Here is a 20,195-nt window from a genome sequence, read left to right as displayed (position 1 = left end):
CGAATGCTACCACGAGGGCGCATTCCTGTGAGGCACCTCAACAGACGCCAGGTTCCCCATGTGATGCAGCTAAGAGAGGAATATAGGCAAGAGGTAGCATATCGTGCAAATATAAATAGATAAAATACTATATATTTCAACAGGGGATGGAGGGGTTTCTCGGTAAGGAAAAATAGGCAACTAGCTTGGTAAATCATGTTGAGAAAACCCTCCATCGGGGGAGAGGAGAGATCAATCCAGGTAGAGAAATAGGGGATAAGTGCTATCGTTTATGAAATCAGCTTAAATTCAGGCGCTCTGTCCTGGCTGTGCGTATAAGGGGTGGCCTTATGAAACTTCAACGATCTCTGTCAAACCTGGCGCGCTCTGCGATGGTAGTGCTGCTGGCACTGTTGATCTCGGTGCCGCAGCCCTGCGTGACGGCCCTGGCGAGGGCTGCGTCCACGGTGACGGTGTTTGGCGGCATCACGGTGAGCGGGGGAGAGCAAGGGGTGGACTTTGACGTGTCTACCTCGCCGTTGCTACTTACAGTGAAAACCAGCACGCCGCTCACGTTCTCAGGCACGGGGCAGGGCTCCATAAAGATCGCCAGTGGCGTGCGCGCCAACATCGTGCTGGCGGGGTTGAGCCTTACAAGCAAGAGCTCGGCGCCCACGACGGCGGCCGACCGCAACTCGCCCATCGACCTGTGGCCCGACTCCTCGCTGCACATCACGCTGGCTGACGGCACCACCAACTACGTGCGTACGCATCTGGAGACTCAATGCGCCGGCATCCATGTGGCTGAGACGGCGAGCTTGACCATCGACGACTCGGTGACCAACCGTCTGGCAGACGGCACCCATGTGGAGGTGGACGGCGGCAAGATCGCCACCGCCGGCACGTTGCTCAACGGTACCAAGGTGGAAGTGGGCGACGAGCTGCTCAAGCTCTCGGCTGCCAACCCCGGTGTGCTCAAGGTGGCCGGCGGCTATGGCTGCGCCGCCATTGGCTCGGGATCTATGGAAAATGCAGGCCTTATGGTCTTCGACGGCGGCTCCATTGTGGCTTGCGCCTGGCGCGGCGTTGCGGTGAACCTAGACAATCCTGGCGCTGCGGGAGATGCCGACGCACCTGTAAGCGGGAATTACTATGCCAGTGCCGGCGCCGGCATAGGCGCCGGATGCGGTGGTGGTGCCACCGACATGTTCTTCAACGCTGCTGATATTGACGCCTACGGTTCCTACCATGGAGCCGGCATTGGCGCCCCGCTGCGCTTCGAGGGCGGCACTACCTATAACGGCGGCCCCCGCCAACCCAGCGCCCTCACCACTACACCCAACTCCACCTGCGGCAACATCACCATCAACGGCGGCTTCCTCAAGGCCCGCGGCTTCACCCACGGCAACGCCTTTGGCGGCGCCTGTGACTCGGCTGCTGCCCCTGGAGCCAAAGGCAAGGTCATCAAGGTCACCGGAGGCACCCTGCTGCCCACGTCGCCCAACCGTTGGGACTTGGGCGGCAACGGCGGTACCGTGATCGTCACCGGCGGTTCCATGCGCATTGCCGGTATGAATAAGTTCCAAGGCGACGGCCCTTGGTCTGACGAGTCCAAGACCACCAAGCTCACCATGGTCACCATCGACATGCAAAAGGAACTCCAAGAGCTCAACAGTCAGAATTCCAAGATCTCCGGCTGGCAACTGCTGGTGAACGGCCAGCCTCACAGCTACGGCGCTCCCACCATGTTCGATGACGGCAAGCTTTACCTGTGGCTTTCTGACGCCTATCTCAAGAAGGATCCTGAGACCGGCAAGGCCGCCCGCATCGAGGTACGCCTGAACTATGTGGACCCTGACGGCAAAGAGCAGCGACTGGAGCCTCTCTACGTGGAGGATCTTGGCGGCACTACGGGTTCCACCCTCAAGCGTTATGTGAACATCGATCTTGACAACGAGCACCTCGACCCTGCAGCCCGCGAGCTGGTGGCGGCTTACTTTGCGAAGCTCAACAAGCATTACGACGGGTTGCCCTTGGCGGGCTTGGAGCTCTCGGCCGAGGAGGGCCACTACATCTCCACCGACGGCCTGGAGCTCATCGGCAAACAGCTTACCGATTCCACCGCGCTTGAGTACAGCTACCAGAAGCTCTCCGAGGAGCTGGACAAGAACGGCGACCCCATCATCCTCGACTCCGGCACGTCGCTGCCCACAGACTCCGGCAACCAACGCATAGAGATCGTCTCCAAACAATATGCCAACACTTCGGGCATGGAGTCTTACTGGGGCCACCGCATTCGCGGCAACGCAGAGATCTTGCCGGTGAACTCGGTCACAAAGACAGAAGTGGCGACGCCTGTGGATGTGGTTGTGGGCAGCGAGACCAAACAGTACTCGGTTCCTACCTGGGCCCAGGGCGCCAACAGCTCTGTGGACTTCAATACGGCCACTATGGACTGCCTGGTGGTGCCCTTCGACATTGCCAGCGGCACTATCCCGGGCACAGATCAGATGAGCGCGGCTACCTGCAAGGCTCCCACCGGCAAGGTGACGTTGTCGCTGGACGGCCGTGAGGTGGGGGAGAGTTTGGGCGGCGTCATCCATCTGGAGAGGCCGGCTTCCGGCGATGCGGCAGGCACTTCTGCCACCGGCGACGGCATGGCTCAGATCAAGGCTGTCGACGGTCGCGAGCATGTGGTGGGCTACTTCAAGGTCACCCGTTCTCAGCTAGAGTCCTGGGGATTGGGCCCCACCAGCGACAACATGCATCGCGTACAGGTGAGCTACACCTCGGTGACCAACCCGGACGCCCCTAAGCGCGGCCAGGCAGCGCAGGCCGAGGGCCAAACCACCCCTCTCTATGAGGACAGCGCCTATCACAACTACTACGAGAGCTCCAGCGAGCCGGCGGCCGTTGAGATCGAGATGGCCAACCCCGGCCTGACCCTCTACAGCACGTTGCTCAAGGGCTCCTTCGACCCCGCCAAAGACCCCAAGAGCTACACGGCGGCCCAGGTGACGGCGCTCCAGAGCACCGATCCCGAGGTGCGCATGAGCTACCTGGGTGTCAAGCAAAACGAGGACGGGACTCCCGCCACCAAGCCCGACGGATCCCTGGACACCTACCTGGTGGACGCCGATTACGTTGCCGAGAACGGCGACCATCCCGCCCAGCAGTTCGTGGTGGCCAGCGACTACGTGGGTAAAGGGACCCACAGCGTCTACCTGCTCACCAGTTCGGTGGGCGAGGTGGAGCTCACAAGCTCCAACCCTGGCGTGGTCTCCATCGAGCGCTCTGACCCAAACTGGCTCACCAACCGCCGCACTCAGTGGCAAGCCGGCACCAATACCTATGTGGTGGGAGCTCCCATCAAAGTGAACGGCCCTGGCGTCACCACCGTCACCGCCACCGTCAAACAGACAGGCGCCTATGACGAGGCGGTTCGAAGCTTCAAGATCTACTCCTATCCCGACTTGCAGGAAGCACCCACCATCGAAGCTCGCGAATCTGTGCGCAATCTGTCCCGAAAAGACGGTACGGTGCGCCCAGGCGACAAGCTATGCTACAGCACGGTGTTCTCGAACACCAAGGCCAGCTCCATGTATCAGAATCCCATCTATGAGCTCACGGTGCCCGCCGACGCCTCCTTGGAAGCCCTCAGGGTCACCATGCCCGGCGAGGCTAGCCAAACCCTCACGCAAGGCACCGACTACACCGTGACCCGCAATCCTTTGGGTGGTCAGACCATCCAGGTGAAGAACCTGCCTGCGCTCTATGGATCTCAGGGGGTGCGCTTCGAGCTGGAAGCCACGGTACACAACGACGTGATCCTGCCCGAGCACGGCACGCTCACCAATTTGCGCTCCACCTCGTCCACCTGGGGCACCTACGGCATCGACTTCTCCCACGACGCGAACTTCCCCTGGGACACCCGCTTCGACAATGTCAACGGCAAGCCCGTGGGCACTCCGGAGCTTCCGGCTGCCGCGGCCTTCGCCGACCCCCTCACCGAGCTCCCGGCCACTTTGCCTGATGGCACAAGCTCCACCGAGGCCGATGCCACCAAGTATCTGGCAACCAAGGAGGGGGAGCTTCTCGGCACCGACGAGCTTACGGCTCAGGCCCAAGAGCTGGTAGAGGCAGCGGGCATCACGCCCGAAGGCACGCCGGTCCTCAAGGTGGAGCGCTTTGACGGCCTGACCTGGCACGAGCAGGGCTTCTCCGGGGCAGACCCGTTCATCGCGCTGGACAAGCCGGCTTCCTATCTGGTGACCGCTACCTGGACGCAGTCCGATGGCACTCAGGTCACCTCCAAGATCCTCTATGTGCTGCGCGATCTGGGCTCCTCTGGCGGAGACCATGACCTGGTGGTCGTCCCCGAAGACCCCGACCCCGCCGCAGGCGAGCTTTCTGTCACCAAGACCTGGCAGAACACCACCGCCAACGCCGCCAATCGCGCTAACCGCGAGATCGTCCAGGTAGGCGACGAGCTTACCTACACCCTCACGGCCGCCAACGACAAGCTGGGCTCCATCTACTACAACGCCGTGATCAAAGACGAGCTCCCGGTGGGCATCGACTACATCCCTGGCTCCATCCAGGTGGTATGCCGCCAGGGTGCCGAGAAACACGTCACCCTCACCCAGGAAGACTTCTCGGTGGACTACAACGCTTCCAGCCGGGTGCTCTATGTGAACGTAGGGCACCTCTACGGCGGCGAGAGCGCCCAGGTGACCTTCAAGGCTGTCGTCACGCCCGAGCGCCTAAGCTACAACGCGCCCCAAAGCCTGCGCAACGTAGGAAGGCTCTTTGGCACCAAGCCCTCCGACACCATCCAAGACCCCCGCGATCCGGTGGGTCCCGATGACCCGGATGACCCTGACAACCCACCTGTGGACCCGGATGATCCCACCCCGGATCCCAATCCCGCGCCCATCACCGTGGTGATCCCCGATCCTGTGCCTGGCCCCTACGGCGACGACCCGCAGAACCCGCCGGCAGACCCCACGCTGGACGAGCGTCAGGACGAGGAGCCGGCCACCGTCGAGCTGGAGTACACCGAGTACGTGCGCCGCGTGGATGCTCTCAAGCAGGCGGCTCCCGAAGGCGAGGGCACAGGCGACACCGGCGAGCCTGCAGATCCTACGCCCGCTGGCGGCGATGGCGACAATGACCTGGCGCCTACCTATGTGACCCGCGCCGAGCTGCTGGATCACCTGAGGGCTCATGCGCTGGATGATGGCTATGACCTGTCGGCCGATCCTGACGAGATGAACCTTGATGCCGAGCATCCCGTAGCAGTGCCTGCGGGTCAAGCTGTCACGCAGGCCACTGGCCACGAAGCCGCCGATCTCACCCAGGTGGGCAAGAGCCACCTCACCACCACCTTCAAAGCTGCCGACGGCACCACCGTCAAGGCCACGCTCCACCATATCGTGTGGGACGAGACCGTCCCTGAGGAGGAGCAGCCCACAGAAGACAAGCCCACGCCCGGCAGCTTCAAGGCCAACACCAAGGTGTCCGAGCCCGTGCGCGAAGGCACAATCACCGGCGCCGAGCTTTTGGCCCGCGCCATGGACCTGGCCGCCTCTCGCGGCCTCAAGCTCCCTGCCGGCGTGACTGCCCAGCAGTGGAAGCTGGAGCGAGTCGACGCTGAGGGCAACCGCACTCCCATTGGCCCCAAGGACCAGGTGAGCATCGCCGACCCCGCCGACTACGTCTTCAGCGTGGACTACGAGCGCCCCGGTGATACTCCGGGTGGCGCCGCGCCGCTCATCGGCGCTCTAACCTTGGGTTACAAGCTCTTCAAGACCGAGGCCCCGGCCTCAGATCCAACCGGAGGCACCTCCGGCCCCGTGGCTCCCGCAGATCCCGAGGAGGGGGACGCCCAGGTCACCAAGGTCTCCCACAACCTCACCGCCCATGAGGACGGCAAGGTGCACGTGAACGACATCCTGGGCTACACCATTGCCGTGGCCAACATCGGCGCCGAGACCTGCTGCATGTACGACGTCGTAGTGGCCGACGACCTGCCTGCTGGCCTCGCCGTGGTCTCTGGTTCAATGAGGCTTCAGCTGCCCGACGGCGCCCAGGTGCCCGTCCCTGACAGCGCTTACAACGCCGAGACCCACAAGATCTCGGTCTTTGGCGGCATGCTCAAGGGCGGCCAGTCGCTGCAGCTCACCTTCGAGGCCGCCGTCATGGCCGACGCCGAGGGCAAAGACATTGGCAACCACGCCGTCGCTTCCTACGTCAAACCCTCCGATTCCACCACAGACACCATCTTCTCTACCGAGAAACGCCCTGACCCCGGTACCCCGGCGTCCTCTGAGGACTTTGAAGGCTCCATCCTGTTGGATCCCACGCCTGCTGCTTACCCCGACGATCGCACCGATCCTGTGGCGCCTCCGCTGAGCGACGGCACAGGCAATGAGCCGGCCAACGCCGACGGCACTGCTGACGGCACTGGCAGCCTGCGCGTCATCCCGCGCACCGGCGACGAGGGCCTCACTTGGCTGGCGCCGGCTGCAGGCCTGTTGGCTGCCGCAGCGTTGGCCGCCACCGGTGCGGTGGTGTGGCGTCGCCGCAGCTAAGCCACTGCGCCCGTCAGCTGCCATTGGCTGAAGCACTCCTGCGAGCTGCTGTGCGGGCGCTTCGCACGCCCACCCCAGAACCCCGTCTCTTCCTGGTGGAGGAGGCGGGGTTTCTCGGCAGCGCGAGCTTTGGCGGTTGGCAATGAGCGGCAAGCCTTGCTCACAAGCCTTGCGAGCAACCATGCAGGGAGTGAGATGGGCGAGCAAGCAGGGTAAGTGGCAAGAGGTTTGACCAGACCAGTAAAGACCAGTAAATTTATATGAAACCAGTAAAGACCAGTAAAAAAATGAACTCGCACGCCTCTTTCAGTCAGCCGAAATCAATCTCTCGTTTTTTGGGTTTGGGCTTGAAGTCAAGGGTGCAGCTCCGATTACTGAGATTGAAACTGCCCTTCAAAAGATGCTGATTAGCCTCAAAAAAAGAGGGAAGCGTCTGCTCATCAGCATTGACGAGGTTACCAATACCCCTCAGATGAGGGCCTTTGCCGCTGCATTCCAGATCTTTCTGCGCCAAGATCTACCCGTGTATCTTCTGATGACAGGGCTGTTTGAGAATATAAGTGCGCTTCAAAACGAGAAGAGTCTCACCTTCCTTTATCGCGCTCCCAAGATTCACCTAGGGCCGTTGAATATCGGAACCATTGCAGAGGATTATCGAGCGGTCCTTGGATTGAGTGGGCAAGAGAGCATGGATTTGGCGAGACTCACCAAAGGCTATTCCTTTGCATTCCAGGTGCTTGGCTACTTTACCTGGGAAAATAAGGGCGACACACAAAAGAGCCGGCAGCTTGCACGTCAATACCTTGATGAATATGCCTACGACAAGGTGTGGTCCGAGCTGTCTCGCAAAGACAAGACCGTGCTTTATGGCATCGCCCAGGTGAAGTCTGGTCGAATTGCCGAGGTGCGTGAGATCTTAGGGATGAGCACCAATGAGTTCAATCCCTATCGGCAACGCCTCATACGTAAAGGCGTCATCTCAGGTGAAGAGTATGGTCACGTACGGCTGCTCCTGCCGTTTTTTGATGAGTATATCCTCGCGCATTACGAGCTCTTTTAGCCTTAGGGCGTCATAGGACGCAAAAAAGGCGCCGCAGCAAATCTGGCTGCGGCGCCCATGCAATGCGCTGGAGCGGGTGACGGGATTCGAACCCGCGGATACCAGCTTGGGAAGCTGGGGCCTTACCACTTGGCGACACCCGCAATGGCTCACTATTATAACGGCTTAAAGCGTGTGGGTCTCGCACATTTCGGGGATTTCCCAAGAGGGCGGAGCTTGGATGCCGCGGGTTTCTCGGCCCATGGGGTGCGAGCCCAGCAAAGTTTTTTGAAAACAGGCGCACATGGAACGGGAATCTCGCGTTAGGCATCTAGGGGCAGAGGTCTGTCGCCCTGTTACCCCAAATTGTGAAAGAGTTGTAGGGCTGTTTAGGCAAACAAAATTGGGTAAGATGTGCGGGTGAATTGCGGGTGATGTCGTAAATAATGGAGGTCATCTGTGAGCGAAGAGCGTGTAAACCGCGATCTGGCCGAGGCCATCCGCGCCCTCCTGATGGAGAACCGTCAGGAAGACGGCACTTTTACCCTGGATCCCCGGATCACTCCCGAGGCATTGCTGTCGTTGCTCAAAGAAGCGCTGTTCGATGAGATGTGGTTCTACCCTGCGGCCGACCAGCTCATTTGGGACGTAGCCCGTCACGAGGGCTACATGATCCCTGCGTGCCCGGTGGCCTCCCGCGGCGACACCAAGGAGTTCCTCCAGGAGTACGGCGTGCGCAACGCTGACGAGTGGTACGCCCAGCGCGGCGTCTCTTTCCGCGAGATGCGCAGCTTTTATGCTGCCGCAGCCCTCATGGGCCGCAACACCAACTTCTGGCGAAAGACGCTCTTTTTGCCTCGCCTGGCTGCCACCAAGGCCTCGACCCTAGCCCCCTACTGTGTGCGACTCATCGACTTTTGTTTAGGGGACGATACCTCTGCTACCGATGAGACCCTGTTCCGCTGCTAGCACCGGTTGCCTTAACCGTTGGGACAGATGGGCTGCAGCTCGACCATGGCTGCAGGTGGCGAGGGCAAGGGTTTCTCGGCAGCCTTAATTCGATGGTGATTTCTCCTGAGCTTAGGCGAGCGGCGTGGCTCTTGGCGAGGGCCGCTTGTAAGCTGGGAGTGGGTGGCGCGGCAGATGCGTCCCTAGAAAGAAGGAGGAAGCTTTACTATGGCTCGAGATCTTTCTGAAGAAGAGTTTCGCCTGCGCCTTGATGCGCTCAGGCCGCGCATGGAGCGCTATGCGCAGCTTCTGGTATGCACGGGCATCAATGTGCAGCCCGGCCAAGAGCTGGTGGTCACCGCTCCTGTGGAGGCCTATGAGTTCGTGCGGATGGTAGCCGCTGCGGGCTATGAGGCCGGCGCCGGCCATGTGACCTGCATCTGGACCGACGATGCCCTAAGCCGCCTAAACTATGAGAACGTCTCTCCCCAATGGTTTGACACCGTGCCCAACTGGATGCGCGCCCAGCGCGATGACTTGGCCGCTGAAGGCGCCGGCTTCCTCTGGCTCGACGGCGACGATCCCGACGGTTTGATGGGAATCGATCACTCCAAGGTTGCTGCTTGGTCTCGCGCAGTGAACACCCAGTGCACCCGCTGGCGCCACGGCTTGGACTTTGGTGAGAATGCCTGGTGCATCGGCGGCGTGCCCACGCAAAAGTGGGCCCAAAAGGTCTTCAGCGACCTGCCTGGCCGCGAGGCTCTGCTGGCCCTTTGGGAAGCCGTCCTCGATGTCGCCCGCGTCACCGACGACCCCAAGAGCGCTTGGGAAACCCACAACGCCATGCTGGAGAAGAACAAGAAGGCCATGAACCGCCATCGCTTCAGCGGCTTGCGCTACAAGGCTTCCAACGGCACCGACCTCACCGTACGCCTCAGCACTCAGGGCCTCTGGGATGGCGGCTCGGCTGCAACTCAGGATGGCGTGCGGTTCTTTCCCAACATCCCCACCGAGGAGGTCTTCACCACCCCCGACCGCCTAGGCACTCAGGGCGTCGTCCATTCTGCTTTGCCGCTGGTGCACAACGGCAGCGTGGTACGAGATTTCTGGCTGCGCTTCGAGGACGGCCAGGTGAAAGACTTTGGCGCTGCCGAAGGCGCTGAGGTCCTCGAGTCAATTCTTTCTACCGATAAGGGCGCTCGCTACCTGGGAGAGTGTGCGCTGATCTCCAAGAACACTCCGATCCGCGAGAGCGGGTTGCTCTTCTACAACACGCTCTACGACGAGAACGCTTCCTGCCACCTAGCGCTGGGCATGGGCTTTCCCGAGTGCTACGAGGGCGGCTTTGACATGACCGCCGACGAGCTTTCTGCTGCTGGTGTAAATCAGAGCGCCCAGCACGTGGACTTCATGATTGGCACCGATGACCTCGATATTTGGGGCATCACTGCTCAAGGGGAAGAAATACCTGTGTTTGTGCATGGTCAATGGGCCTGGGAGTGAGGTAAACTATTGGCTTGTGCATTGGGCCTTTAGCTCAGCTGGTAGAGCAGGGGACTTTTAATCCCAAGGTCGTGGGTTCGAACCCCACAGGGCCCACCATGAAATACCAGGTCATCGGCTTATCGCCGGTGGCCTTTTTCTTTTGGACACCAAATGGTCGGAAAATTGGTCGGAAAAGAACATCAAATGGTCGGCAATGCGGGTCAATATGTGGGCCAAATCTGTATGGATGAAAACGCACAGGGGAGAGGATTGTGTTTGGGTGGCTCTTCAGATAGGCAAGAGTCTCGTTCCCTCTAAAAATAAGCTACAATAGCTACATTTTATGATGAAGCTAATGTAGCATAAATCTCGAGGGGACCGGAACCTATCCTTCGCGGCTCCACCAGCTGCCGACTCGCAAGTCTGCACGCCCGCATCCCATGCCCCACGATCTGGCCGTGACGTCTGTGGCACACTTGCAACTACAAATTTATATGCAACACGTTACGCACAACAACGTCCTGTTACGCATCCACAAAAGTACATAGCGTCTCATCCAGGACAGTAAGCAAGGACAGACAGGGCACCATACATACGCGTAACAGCAGCTAGTTATATCTGATATGGTCACCATATCGACCTCAGTGACATCGCGCTCGTGCCATGCTCACTGCCACAGTCGAATCGTCGCTCTTGCCCATGATATGCGCGCGTAACACATATTATCATCAAGGATATGAACCCGGGTGCCCAGTGTTACAATAACCTGATACCTTCGTGCCGGCAGGAGTAGTTCATGGCCACCCTTAAAGAGCTCGCAGAGCGTTGCAATGTCTCAAAGATGACAGTGATCCGCACCATCGATAGCCTGGGGCTTCGTGGCGAGCACGTGGTTAAAAAGGGCGAGCGCGGCATGCTGGATATCGATGATTACGCTGCCTCTCTCATCGCAGACACGCTGCTCAAACGTGCGGAGCCCCAACCCACTCCAGCGGAGGTAGAGGTCAAGGCACAAGAAGAACAGGCTCATGCGCAGCTAGAGGCCACAGCGGCTATCTATCGCTCTTGGATTGAGGAGTCCAAAAAGTCCTATGAGGCGCAGATCGTCGCCCTCAAAGAGCAATTGGATGTCAAAGACGCTCAAATAGCCCAGCTCACGGCCTTGTTGGAGTCTCAGCAGGCAACGCTGGACAAGGAGAGGGAGACCTCCCGCGAGGCTTCGGAGGCTCTGCGCGATGCCTTGGTGCGTGCAAATAATGCAGCAGCCTTGGTGGGCAGGCTTAAATCGGCGTCGCTTATGCAGCGCATATTTGGCTTCAAGGGGCTTTTGCCTGCACCTTCAGAGGGCTAGTAGGCCGGCAGCAACTACAAGCTGATGATTTCTGTAACAACTGAAGTAGATTGTCTGAGGGAGGCTGCGGTAACTATAGCGGCTGCGATGTCCTTAGTAGAGCGGCTGCGATATCCTGAGCGACTATTTATTAATAGTCCCTAGCCCCACGCCGGCGACAATGCCCAAGATGGCGTTGTAGAGCACCTGGATGCTTGAGATGCGAAAGCTGGAGAAGGTGAGTGTGGGCAGGTTATAGAGCGATAGGATCTCGCCAAAAGTCACCACTAGGCCGCCAACAAAGAAGACCAAAGCTCCGTAAAGCAGCACGTAGGGGAGATAGCGGGGAGAGTTAAAGCTGGTGTAGCCCCAAGCCAAGGTACTCACGATGGCAGCTATGCTGAAGATCATCAAAGGCGAGGCCACGGACTGGGAGACCAAGGTGATGACAGGCCCCATAACCAAGGTATGGGAGTCTGCATTGATGATGGCAAAGGCCAACTGGATTGAGGCTCCTATCCATCCGGTAAGCCCTAGACCCCAAAGCCAGTGGGTGCGGCGAGGGGTGGGGTCGGGTTTCTCGGCTTTGGCAGAAGCAGAAACTGGCAGGCTAAGGCCCAAGAGGCTGCCCAGGACGACGATGATCCAATCGCTGCGCTGGGCGATGTCGGTGGCAGCCGTTTGGAGTACAGCGGTGTTGTCGCTGGTGGGAAGCGAGATGATGCCCAAGAGGGGGAAGGTCAAAAAGAAGATGATGCCCGCGGTGGAGATGACGGCGAGGGTGTAGCGCACTTTGCGGCTCAGGGTGATGTTGCGCATGATCACGATGACAAGCACTGCGGTGCAGGGGATGCAATAGGCCAGGCACATGGAGGCGCAGGCCACCCAGGGTTCAGAGACTTCATGGAGCGGGGAGACAAGGGCTGTGACGAGGATAATGAGACTCAGAATCACCAGAGCGCAAAAGCCAATGCCGGCGCTCAAGATAGGGCGACGGGGGAGGGGCTCCAATGTGTAGTCGCTGAGGTGGTGCTGTGTGGCCATGGATGCTCCTCTCGTGAGGTCAGGATACATCATAGGCGCATGAATCGTTAAAAAGCCGGGCATCTGGGCTGCGTGCTTTTTAAAACCTGAGAGCTTTGTAAAATAAAGAGCATGACTGCAGGGGATGAGTTTGAGAGAGGACGCATCAATGATCGATCGCTACACCCGTCCGGAGATGGGTTATATCTTCTCGCTGGAAAACAAGTACGCCATCTGGCAGGAGATCGAGGTGTTGGCCTGCGAGGCTCACGCGCTGCTGGGCGCCACCGACATCACTCCAGAAGAGGCGGCTTACATCCGCGAACATGCTGGCTTTGACGTAGACGAGGTAGACGCTATCGAAGCGGTGACAAACCACGACGTCATCGCATTCCTCACCAATATGGGCGAGCACATCGACGCACACATCCCCGAGGGCGAGCCCAAACCCAGCCGCCATGTGCACTATGGCATGACCAGCTCGGATCTGGGCGATACGGCACTCTGCTTCCAGCTGGTGCAAGCCACAGACATCCTCATCGACGACGTGCGCCGCTTAGGCGAGATCTGCCGCCGTCGGGCGCTGGAGGAGCGCGACACTTTGTGCGTGGGCCGCACCCACGGCATTCATGCCGAGCCCATGACCTTTGGCATGAAGTTCGCCAGCTGGGCCTTCGAGCTCAAGCGCGACCTGGAGCGTCTGGAAGACGCCCGGGCAAACGTGGCGGTGGGAGCCATCTCCGGCGCGGTGGGCACCTACTCATCCATCGATCCCCGCGTCGAGGCCTATGTGTGCGAAAAGCTGGGCCTTGTGGCCGACCCGCTGTCCACCCAGGTCATCAGCCGCGATCATCATGCCTACCTGGCCGGCGTCCTGGCCTGTGTGGCCGCCACCTGCGAGCGCATCGCCACCGAGATCCGCAACCTCCAGCGCACGGACACCCTCGAGGTAGAGGAGCCTTTCCGCGCCGGCCAAAAGGGGTCGAGCGCCATGCCTCACAAGCGTAACCCCATCACCGTTGAGAAGGTCTGCGGCTTGGCGCGCGTTGTCAAGGCTAACGCCCAGGTCTCCTTTGACAACGTGGCCCTCTGGCACGAGCGCGACATCTCACACTCCTCGGCCGAGCGCGTGGCTTTGGCCGACTCCTTCATCGCCTTGGACCACATGCTCGCCTGCCTCATTCGCATCGTGGACGGCCTGGTGCTCTACCCGGCTCAGATGATGGCCAACCTCAACAAGACCCGCGGCCTCATCTACTCCTCCAAGGTGCTTCTGGCCCTGGTCGACACCGGTATGAGCCGCGAGGATGCCTACAAGGTGGTGCAGGAAAACGCCATGGCCACCTGGCGCGAGATCCAGCAGGGCGAGCTCGGCACCACCTTCGAAGAGAAGCTCATTGCCGACCCCCGCTGCCCCCTCACCCAAGGCCAGCTGGACGCCATCTTCGATCCCCGCAGCTTCTTGGGTCGTGTGGACAGCGTCTTTGACCGAGTCGAGGCCCTCTCCTTCGAGGGCTAGCTTCTCTGGCCTCATCCCCTAGGATCCCTGGTCGCGCAGTATCTTTCCTTGCCGAGAAACCCGTGCATCCTTCCTTGGCGCTCGCCGGTGGGAAGGAAGGGTTTCTCGGCAGCAAGTTTTGGAGGCGTCGCGCGAATAGAGGGACTCTTGTGGGGCACAAAACCACGGATATGAATAAGGGTTGCGGGGTGCCTCCGGGCGCATGTTGCGGTCTGCGCGCGCTGCGTGTTGTGAGCAGGCGCATAAGGCACACCTGAGCAACAGGATGAAAGGGAGACGACCATGGCGATTCCTGAGGATGTGGCGCGCTATATCGACGAGGTGTGGCCGCAGGTGCTCGACGATATTGCGGCGCTGGTAGCCGTGGATTCGGTGGAGGATTTAGGGGCGGCGGCGCCGGGGAGTCCCTTTGGGCCTGGGCCTCGGCAGGCGTTGGACGTGGCGCTGGGCATCGCGTCGCGCCTAGGGCTGGAATCCCATGATCTGGACGGCTACATCGGCTATGCCGATCTTCCAGGCGCCTCCGACGAGGTGCTGGCCACTATCGCCCATGTGGACGTGGTGCCGGCGGGCCCCGGTTGGGCCGGTGATCCCTTTAAGATGGAGCGCCGCGACGGCTATCTCATGGGCCGCGGCGTCATCGACGACAAAGGGCCCTTCGTGCTGTCTCTCTGGGCGGCCGAGTATTTTAAGCGTCGCGGCCTCAAGCTGCCGCGCACCCTGCGCTGCATCGTGGGCGTCAATGAAGAGACCGAGATGGCAGATGTGCCCACCTACCTGGAGCGCATGGGCGAGCCTTGGTTCTTGTTCACCCCTGACGCCGAGTTTCCTGTGGGCTGCGGCGAGAAGGGCGTCTTTGTGACCGAGTTCACCTCGGGTCCCATCGCCGGCGGCACGCTGGTGTCTCTGGAGGCCGGCACGGTGCACAACGCCATCCCTGGCGAGGCCCGCGCAGTGGTGCGCAAGGCGCCCGAGGACTGCCCGGAGTTTCCAGGCATTACCCTGAGGGCCCTGGAAGACGGCACCACTCAGGTGCTGGCTCAGGGTGTGGGCGGCCATGCGTCCATTCCCGCCGGCACGGTGAACGCGCTGGGCGTGCTGGCCTCCTATCTGCTGGCCAACCAGCTCTACGACCAGGCCGAGCAGGGCGCCTTCCTGGGCTTCTTGCAGTCCCTTATGAACACCAGCGGCGCCGCGCTGGGGCTGGCCGCCACTGACGAGCGCTTCGACCCCCTCACTCTGGTGTGCGGCGTGGCTAAGACTTGCGACCAGCGCTTCACCCTGAGCGTGGACGTGCGCTTCCCGCCCTCTGTCACCTCCGAGCACATTCATTCGCAGCTCTTCGCTGCCGCCGAGCGCGCCGGCCTGGCTACCGCCAAACCCCACGTCAAAGAGCCCTTCTACCTGGATCCCACATCGCCCGAGGTCGAGGCTCTGCTGGCTGCCTACTCCCAGGTCACCGGGACCCCTGCCAAAGCCTTCACCATGGGCGGGGGCACCTATGCCCGCAAGTTCGCCCACGGCGTCTCTTTTGGCCCCGAGGAGGACGACCCCAACAAGCCTGAGTGGGCCGGCTCCATGCATGGTCCCAACGAGGCCGTGTCCGAGGCCTCCCTCAAGCGCGCCTTGGCCATCTACATCGATGCCATCGGCCGCCTGATGAATCTCTAGCTGCGGCGGCGCCAGCGGGGATGCCGCCCAATTGGAGCGCGGGTTCAGCGAGGGGGCGGCTCTAAATACCTACTAGACACTAGGTATTTGTAGGATTAGTGGTCGCCTCGCGCAGACACCGTGGACGTCACCTGAAAAACCCCTTCTCGTCGTATACTCTCTAGGACGAAAAGGGGTTTTATCTGTATGTTCGCCTATGACTTCAAGCCCCGCGGCGTCTGCGCCCGGGCTATTCATATTTCGCTTTCTGATGACGGTTCCACCATCGAGTCTGTGGCTTTCGACGGAGGTTGCAACGGCAATCTCAAAGCCGTTTCCAAGCTCGTAGCCGGTCAACCTGCCGAGAAGATCGCAGCCCTCCTCGCCGGCAACACTTGTGGTCGTCGGGCCACCTCCTGCGCAGATCAGCTGGCGGCTGCCCTGCGCCAAGGCCAAGAGCAGGCAGCGGCTGCTGCCATGGAGGCTTAAGTCCATGGCTTTTCGCCAATCTCAGGGCACGCCTCGCACGCAGGGCCGTCAGGTCGCCAGTCGGCCTCGCGCCTCCCAAGCGCGGCGCTCCACGCCCAGGGCCTCTCACACAACTTCATCTTCTAAGACCTTCCGCCCGGCTTCTCAAGTGCGCCCTGCGGCAGCGCCGCGATCTGCCGGTCAGCGGCAGCAGGGCCCTCAGCGTGCAGGGGCTGCACAGGGACAGTCTTCCAGGCCGCTGGGGCCGTCTTTCTCGGCACGTCCTTCTGGCGCGCCTGCTCCCGGCTCCTTTGACCGCCGCACGCTCATCAAAGGCGCGCTGGGGCTGGGCGGGCTGGCTGCGGCTGGGTCGGTAGTGAGCTCCATACAGGGTTGCGCCAAAGACGCGGCCTCCCAAGACCTGGTGGCTCCGGCCCAGGTGGATGAGAAAGACGCCGTCCAGGTGATGGACGACTACTCCTATGTGGAGGGCGCGCCCAACCTTGCCGAGGTCGGGCGCTGGCAAGTGGCGCTGGGCACGGTGCTCTACCCTTCGGAGGGCAACTGGATCGCGGCGACGCTCACGGGAGACACTCCCTATCCGCCGGTCTCGGCAGGAGCGTTTTCAGTGGCAGCCGGCAGCCTTGCCACTGTGGTAGACAAGCCGCTCTCTGGCGGCGCCAATTTCGTGATTTATGAGGCCAGGTGCTCGGACTCCGTCTATGCCTGGGTCGAGTTGGACGTGGTGAGCGGCGACTGGCGCCTCTACGGCAGCGCCTTTTCCAACGGCGCGCTCACCGGCAACGCCTTGGAGCTCTATTCCGGCGACAAAGATTGGGACCCGCCTCAGCTGGTGTGCAGCGGCAACCAGGTCATCTGGTATGTGATGCCGGTGGCCGGCGGCGCCAAGACCTCGCAGGATTCCACCTGCTTCCTCTGGAAGGCCGGCCAGTCCAAAGGCGAGGCAAAAATCGTGTCCCACGGCCGCTTCGCCTGTGCTCCCACGGTGTCCGAGGGTCAGCTGGTCTGCGTGCCTCGCGACGATCGCGACGGCGCGGTCCACTACGCCATCCGCAGCTACAGCCTGAGCGACGACTTGGCTTCCGCCAAAGACGAGTTGGTGTTGCCCCAGTCCATCAGGCCGTTTTCCGCGGTGCTTTTGGGTGGGCGCCTGGCTTTCCAGATCGAGGCCAACTACCAGTCCGGCGGTCTTTTGGGCAAGATGGGCACCTATGTCGCCCAGGACGACGGCAGCTATGTCGCCATCTCTCGCGAGCCCTCGGCGCCTCCGGCAGGCACGGTCAATACTTTCATCGTCAAGAACCGCGCCTCCTACGTGGTGGCAGATCTGGCCAATGCCACCTATGGCACCCTGGCAGCCGAGGACCGCTCCGTAGACTATGGTGAGTATCCGGCCCGCATAGGCACCTGCCAAGACTTCGTCACCTTTGCCACGGTGAAAGACCCCTCCACCTCCTACCCTTCGGCAGTAGTGGTGCGAGCCTTCAAGGTCTCCTAGCCCACCAGCGGGCTTCAGCCCTGGAAGCGGGGGTTTCTCGGCAGCCAGGTCGCCTGGGGGTTCCTTACAAATAGGGGACACATAGGTTGCGAAACCGTTAGGCGCCCGCTGGAATGAACTTAGGGCCATGTGGGGTAAACTAGGGATGTTCAGATATGTGGAGAGGTCCGCTCGGGGCGTTTCCCTTACTTTTGAGAACGGGGAGGCTGTCATGGCTTCAGATGCTAAACGTATCCTGTTGGTAGAAGACGAGAAGGTCATTCGCGACGCTGTGCAGGCCTATCTTGAGCGCGAGGGCTACTGGGTGCGCTCGGTGGGCGACGGGCAATCGGCCGTCGAGGAGTTCGAGAAGCACACCTTTGACCTCATCATCCTCGACCTCATGCTGCCCAAGCTCTCCGGCGAGCGCGTGTGCCGCGCCATTCGCGACACCTCCGACGTGCCCATCATCATGCTCACCGCCAAGGGCGAGGTAGAAGACCGCATCATCGGCTTGGAGCTGGGCGCAGACGACTACCTTATCAAGCCCTTCTCTCCCCGCGAGCTGGTGGCCCGCGTGCGCGCCCTTTTGCGCCGCGCCCGCATGGAGCCGGAGCCTCAGGTAGAGGTGCTGGACTTTGGCGATCTGGTCATCGACATCTCCGGCCACAAGGTCATGGTGGAGGGCAAAGAGGTGGATCTCACCGCTTCCGAGTTCAAGCTGCTCACCACCTTGGCCCGCTATCCCGGCCGCGTCTACACCCGCATGGAGCTGGTAGAAAAGGTGCTGGGCTACGACTTCGAGGGCTATGAGCGCACCATCGACTCCCACGTAAAGAACCTGCGCGCCAAGCTGGGCGACGACCCTCGCAATCCCAAGTGGCTCTACACGGTGCATGGTGTGGGCTACCGCTTTGAGGCTCCCGAGAAGCCCGCGGATCACGCCTAGGATTTGGACCTTAGCCAGTGACGCCACCGGTTGCACGGGACTCCAACTACACAACTCAAGAGACTGAGCAGCCCCACCGTTCCCCTCTCGCATCGGAGGAGGGGAGCGAGGGCGCTGCTTGGTCCACCTCTCGAGCGCACAACGGCTCTACCCAGTCGTTTTCTTCCAAGCTCATCCTGGCCTTCGCTCTCACTGCGGTGATGACCGCAGCCCTGTTGGTGGTAGTGCTGTCCGTGGTGTGGGAAGGCCAGTTCCAAAGCTACACCCGCGAGAACATGAAGCGCACCGCAGACAACACGGCGCTGCTGTTGGGCCGCACCTATGAGGAGGTCGGCGGATGGGGCCAGGAGACCCTGGATACCGCTCAGGCGGCCAGCTCCCAGGTCTCTGACGTGGGCATTCAGCTGGTGAGCTCCAAGGGCATCATCCTCTATGACGACACCTGGCCTGCCGGCGGCAACTTTGGCGACGGTGAGGTGGAGCCTTCGGTGTCGTTGGCGCCTGCTCAGGCAGGCTCGGTGGTGAGCGCCCCGGTGATGGCCAATGGCAGCCAGGTGGGCACCGTGCGCGTCTGGGCTTTGGGCTCAGACGCCCTACTCACCAAGAGCGACACCGTGTTTCGCAAGAATTCCTATGGCGCCATCGTGGCCGCTGCCTGCGCAGCCATCCCGCTGGCATGCATCATGGGCGTGTTCATCTCGCGCTCGCTCACCCGCCCCATCAAGCGTATCTCCAACACCGCCAAAGCCATCTCCAACGGAGACCTCACCGCGCGCACCGGCGTCACCGGCGACGATGACTTGGGCCAGCTGGGCGAGACTTTCGACGACATGGCCAACACCATGGAGCGCGACTTCAAGATGGAGCATCGCCTCACCTCCGATGTGGCTCATGAGCTGCGCACGCCCCTTATGGCCATGCTGGTAAACGTCGAGGCCATGCAAGACGGCGTGCTGCCTGCAGACGACGAGCACCTGGGCCTGGTGGCCAGCGAGGTGCGTCGCCTGTCGCGCCTGGTAGACGCCATGCTGCGCCTGTCGCGCATCGAGAACGGCACCACGGCGGTAAAGCTCGAGCCCACCGATGTGGGCCAGCTGGTCCACGGTCTGGTGGAGAGCCAGGAAGGCCTCTTCAAAGACCAGGACCTCACCCTTACCTACGAGCAGCGCGCCTCTTCCCAAGAGCTCACTATCGCTGCCGACCCCGACATGCTCAAGCAGGCCGTTATCAATCTTATGAGCAATGCCATGCGCTACACACCCGAGGGCGGCCACGTCTTTGTACAGGTGGGCCGCGAGGGCCAAGACATCACCATCTCGGTAGCAGACACCGGCATCGGCATTGCCGAGGAGGACCTGTCCCGCGTATTCTCGCGTTTTTGGCGCTCGGACGCCAGCCGCGAGCGCGTCTCGGGCGGCCTGGGCGTGGGACTGTCGCTGGTAAAGGAGATCGTGTCCAAGCACAACGGCTTCATCGAGGTGAAGTCCGAGCTGGGACGCGGTTCCGTCTTCACCGTCCACCTGCCTGCAGAGCAGCCCCGCAACAGCCGCACTCGCTCCTCCAAAGAGTAAGGACGCTTGGGCTTCAGCCACGGGGACCCAAGGGTCCGCCACTAGAGTGCCGGCCCTGAGGGTTGTGGGTTTCTCGGCAACAGAAATGCTTGGGGAGCCTCCCAAAATGCGCGGGCGTCCGTTGGCCTATGATTGAGCTTTGG

Annotated in this window: 12 protein-coding genes and 2 tRNA genes; 12 read left to right on the top strand and 2 right to left on the bottom strand. The window is 61.2% G+C overall.

Going from position 1 to position 20,195, the window contains the following annotated elements:
- Positions 1-329 precede the first annotated feature (329 nt).
- Positions 330-6,572 carry an isopeptide-forming domain-containing fimbrial protein gene (locus OR601_RS08535; RefSeq protein ID WP_265591729.1) on the top strand — a complete coding sequence of 2,081 codons (6,243 nt, stop codon included), beginning with the start codon at positions 330-332 and terminating at the stop codon, positions 6,570-6,572.
- A gap of 400 nt (positions 6,573-6,972) precedes the next feature.
- Entirely contained in the window at positions 6,973-7,632 is a 660-nt protein-coding gene (locus OR601_RS08530) for a hypothetical protein (RefSeq protein WP_265591728.1), read from the top strand.
- Between the two features lie 68 nt (positions 7,633-7,700).
- Here the strand turns inward: OR601_RS08530 and OR601_RS08525 are convergent.
- A tRNA-Gly gene (locus OR601_RS08525) sits at positions 7,701-7,775 on the bottom strand.
- Positions 7,776-8,070: 295 nt separating this feature from the next.
- Here OR601_RS08525 and OR601_RS08520 point away from each other — a divergent pair.
- The 4 genes from OR601_RS08520 to OR601_RS08505 all read left to right on the top strand — a co-directional run bounded on the left by OR601_RS08520 (position 8,071) and on the right by OR601_RS08505 (position 11,395).
- Entirely contained in the window at positions 8,071-8,580 is a 510-nt protein-coding gene (locus tag OR601_RS08520; protein WP_136011770.1) for a hypothetical protein, read from the top strand.
- 207 nt (positions 8,581-8,787) lie between these two features.
- Complete coding sequence (locus tag OR601_RS08515; RefSeq protein ID WP_265591727.1) at positions 8,788-10,062, top strand: aminopeptidase; 1,275 nt, start codon at positions 8,788-8,790, stop codon at positions 10,060-10,062.
- Positions 10,063-10,085: 23 nt separating this feature from the next.
- Positions 10,086-10,161, top strand: a tRNA-Lys gene (locus tag OR601_RS08510).
- A 679-nt stretch (positions 10,162-10,840) separates the two neighbouring features.
- Complete coding sequence (locus tag OR601_RS08505) at positions 10,841-11,395, top strand: hypothetical protein (RefSeq protein ID WP_136011772.1); 555 nt, start codon at positions 10,841-10,843, stop codon at positions 11,393-11,395.
- Positions 11,396-11,518: 123 nt separating this feature from the next.
- Here OR601_RS08505 and OR601_RS08500 read toward each other — a convergent pair whose 3' ends face one another.
- The gene (locus tag OR601_RS08500) at positions 11,519-12,418 is read right to left on the bottom strand and encodes a hypothetical protein (protein WP_265591726.1); all 900 of its coding nucleotides are present in this window, start codon (positions 12,416-12,418) and stop codon (positions 11,519-11,521) included.
- Positions 12,419-12,566: 148 nt separating this feature from the next.
- Here OR601_RS08500 and purB point away from each other — a divergent pair, with 148 nt between their 5' ends.
- The 6 genes from purB (at position 12,567) to OR601_RS08470 (ending at position 20,052) form a co-directional block, all read left to right on the top strand.
- Positions 12,567-13,916, top strand: coding sequence for an adenylosuccinate lyase (purB, locus tag OR601_RS08495; RefSeq protein WP_265592399.1), 1,350 nt, complete (start codon positions 12,567-12,569; stop codon positions 13,914-13,916).
- A 282-nt stretch (positions 13,917-14,198) separates the two neighbouring features.
- Positions 14,199-15,587: a Sapep family Mn(2+)-dependent dipeptidase gene (locus OR601_RS08490; protein WP_265591725.1), complete on the top strand. Its 1,389-nt coding sequence runs from the start codon at positions 14,199-14,201 to the stop codon at positions 15,585-15,587.
- Between the two features lie 186 nt (positions 15,588-15,773).
- Entirely contained in the window at positions 15,774-16,055 is a 282-nt protein-coding gene (locus tag OR601_RS08485) for a TIGR03905 family TSCPD domain-containing protein (protein WP_265591724.1), read from the top strand.
- 4 nt (positions 16,056-16,059) lie between these two features.
- Positions 16,060-17,553: a Tat pathway signal protein gene (locus tag OR601_RS08480; protein ID WP_265591723.1), complete on the top strand. Its 1,494-nt coding sequence runs from the start codon at positions 16,060-16,062 to the stop codon at positions 17,551-17,553.
- A 211-nt stretch (positions 17,554-17,764) separates the two neighbouring features.
- Positions 17,765-18,481: a response regulator transcription factor gene (locus tag OR601_RS08475; protein WP_136011778.1), complete on the top strand. Its 717-nt coding sequence runs from the start codon at positions 17,765-17,767 to the stop codon at positions 18,479-18,481.
- Between the two features lie 17 nt (positions 18,482-18,498).
- On the top strand, positions 18,499-20,052 hold the full coding sequence (locus OR601_RS08470) for a sensor histidine kinase (RefSeq protein WP_265591722.1): 1,554 nt from the start codon (positions 18,499-18,501) through the stop codon (positions 20,050-20,052).
- Positions 20,053-20,195: the final 143 nt, after the last annotated feature.

The sequence above is a fragment of the Leptogranulimonas caecicola genome (assembly GCF_023168405.1).
GTDB classification, from domain to species: domain Bacteria; phylum Actinomycetota; class Coriobacteriia; order Coriobacteriales; family Atopobiaceae; genus Leptogranulimonas; species Leptogranulimonas caecicola.
Note: the sequence above shows the minus strand (reverse complement) of the source record. Positions and strands in the feature narration are given on the sequence as shown.

Bases quoted from the DNA above. Each gene is read 5' to 3' on its own strand.
- OR601_RS08505 (WP_136011772.1), top strand. From the start codon at position 10,841: ATGGCCACCCTTAAAGAGCTCGCAGAGCGTTGCAATGTCTCAAAGATG.
- OR601_RS08500 (WP_265591726.1), bottom strand. From the start codon at position 12,418: ATGGCCACACAGCACCACCTCAGCGACTACACATTGGAGCCCCTCCCC.
- purB (WP_265592399.1), top strand. From the start codon at position 12,567: ATGATCGATCGCTACACCCGTCCGGAGATGGGTTATATCTTCTCGCTG.
- OR601_RS08475 (WP_136011778.1), top strand. From the start codon at position 17,765: ATGGCTTCAGATGCTAAACGTATCCTGTTGGTAGAAGACGAGAAGGTC.
- OR601_RS08485 (WP_265591724.1), top strand. From the start codon at position 15,774: ATGTTCGCCTATGACTTCAAGCCCCGCGGCGTCTGCGCCCGGGCTATT.
- OR601_RS08490 (WP_265591725.1), top strand. From the start codon at position 14,199: ATGGCGATTCCTGAGGATGTGGCGCGCTATATCGACGAGGTGTGGCCG.
- OR601_RS08515 (WP_265591727.1), top strand. From the start codon at position 8,788: ATGGCTCGAGATCTTTCTGAAGAAGAGTTTCGCCTGCGCCTTGATGCG.
- OR601_RS08480 (WP_265591723.1), top strand. From the start codon at position 16,060: ATGGCTTTTCGCCAATCTCAGGGCACGCCTCGCACGCAGGGCCGTCAG.
- OR601_RS08535 (WP_265591729.1), top strand. From the start codon at position 330: ATGAAACTTCAACGATCTCTGTCAAACCTGGCGCGCTCTGCGATGGTA.
- OR601_RS08530 (WP_265591728.1), top strand. From the start codon at position 6,973: ATGCTGATTAGCCTCAAAAAAAGAGGGAAGCGTCTGCTCATCAGCATT.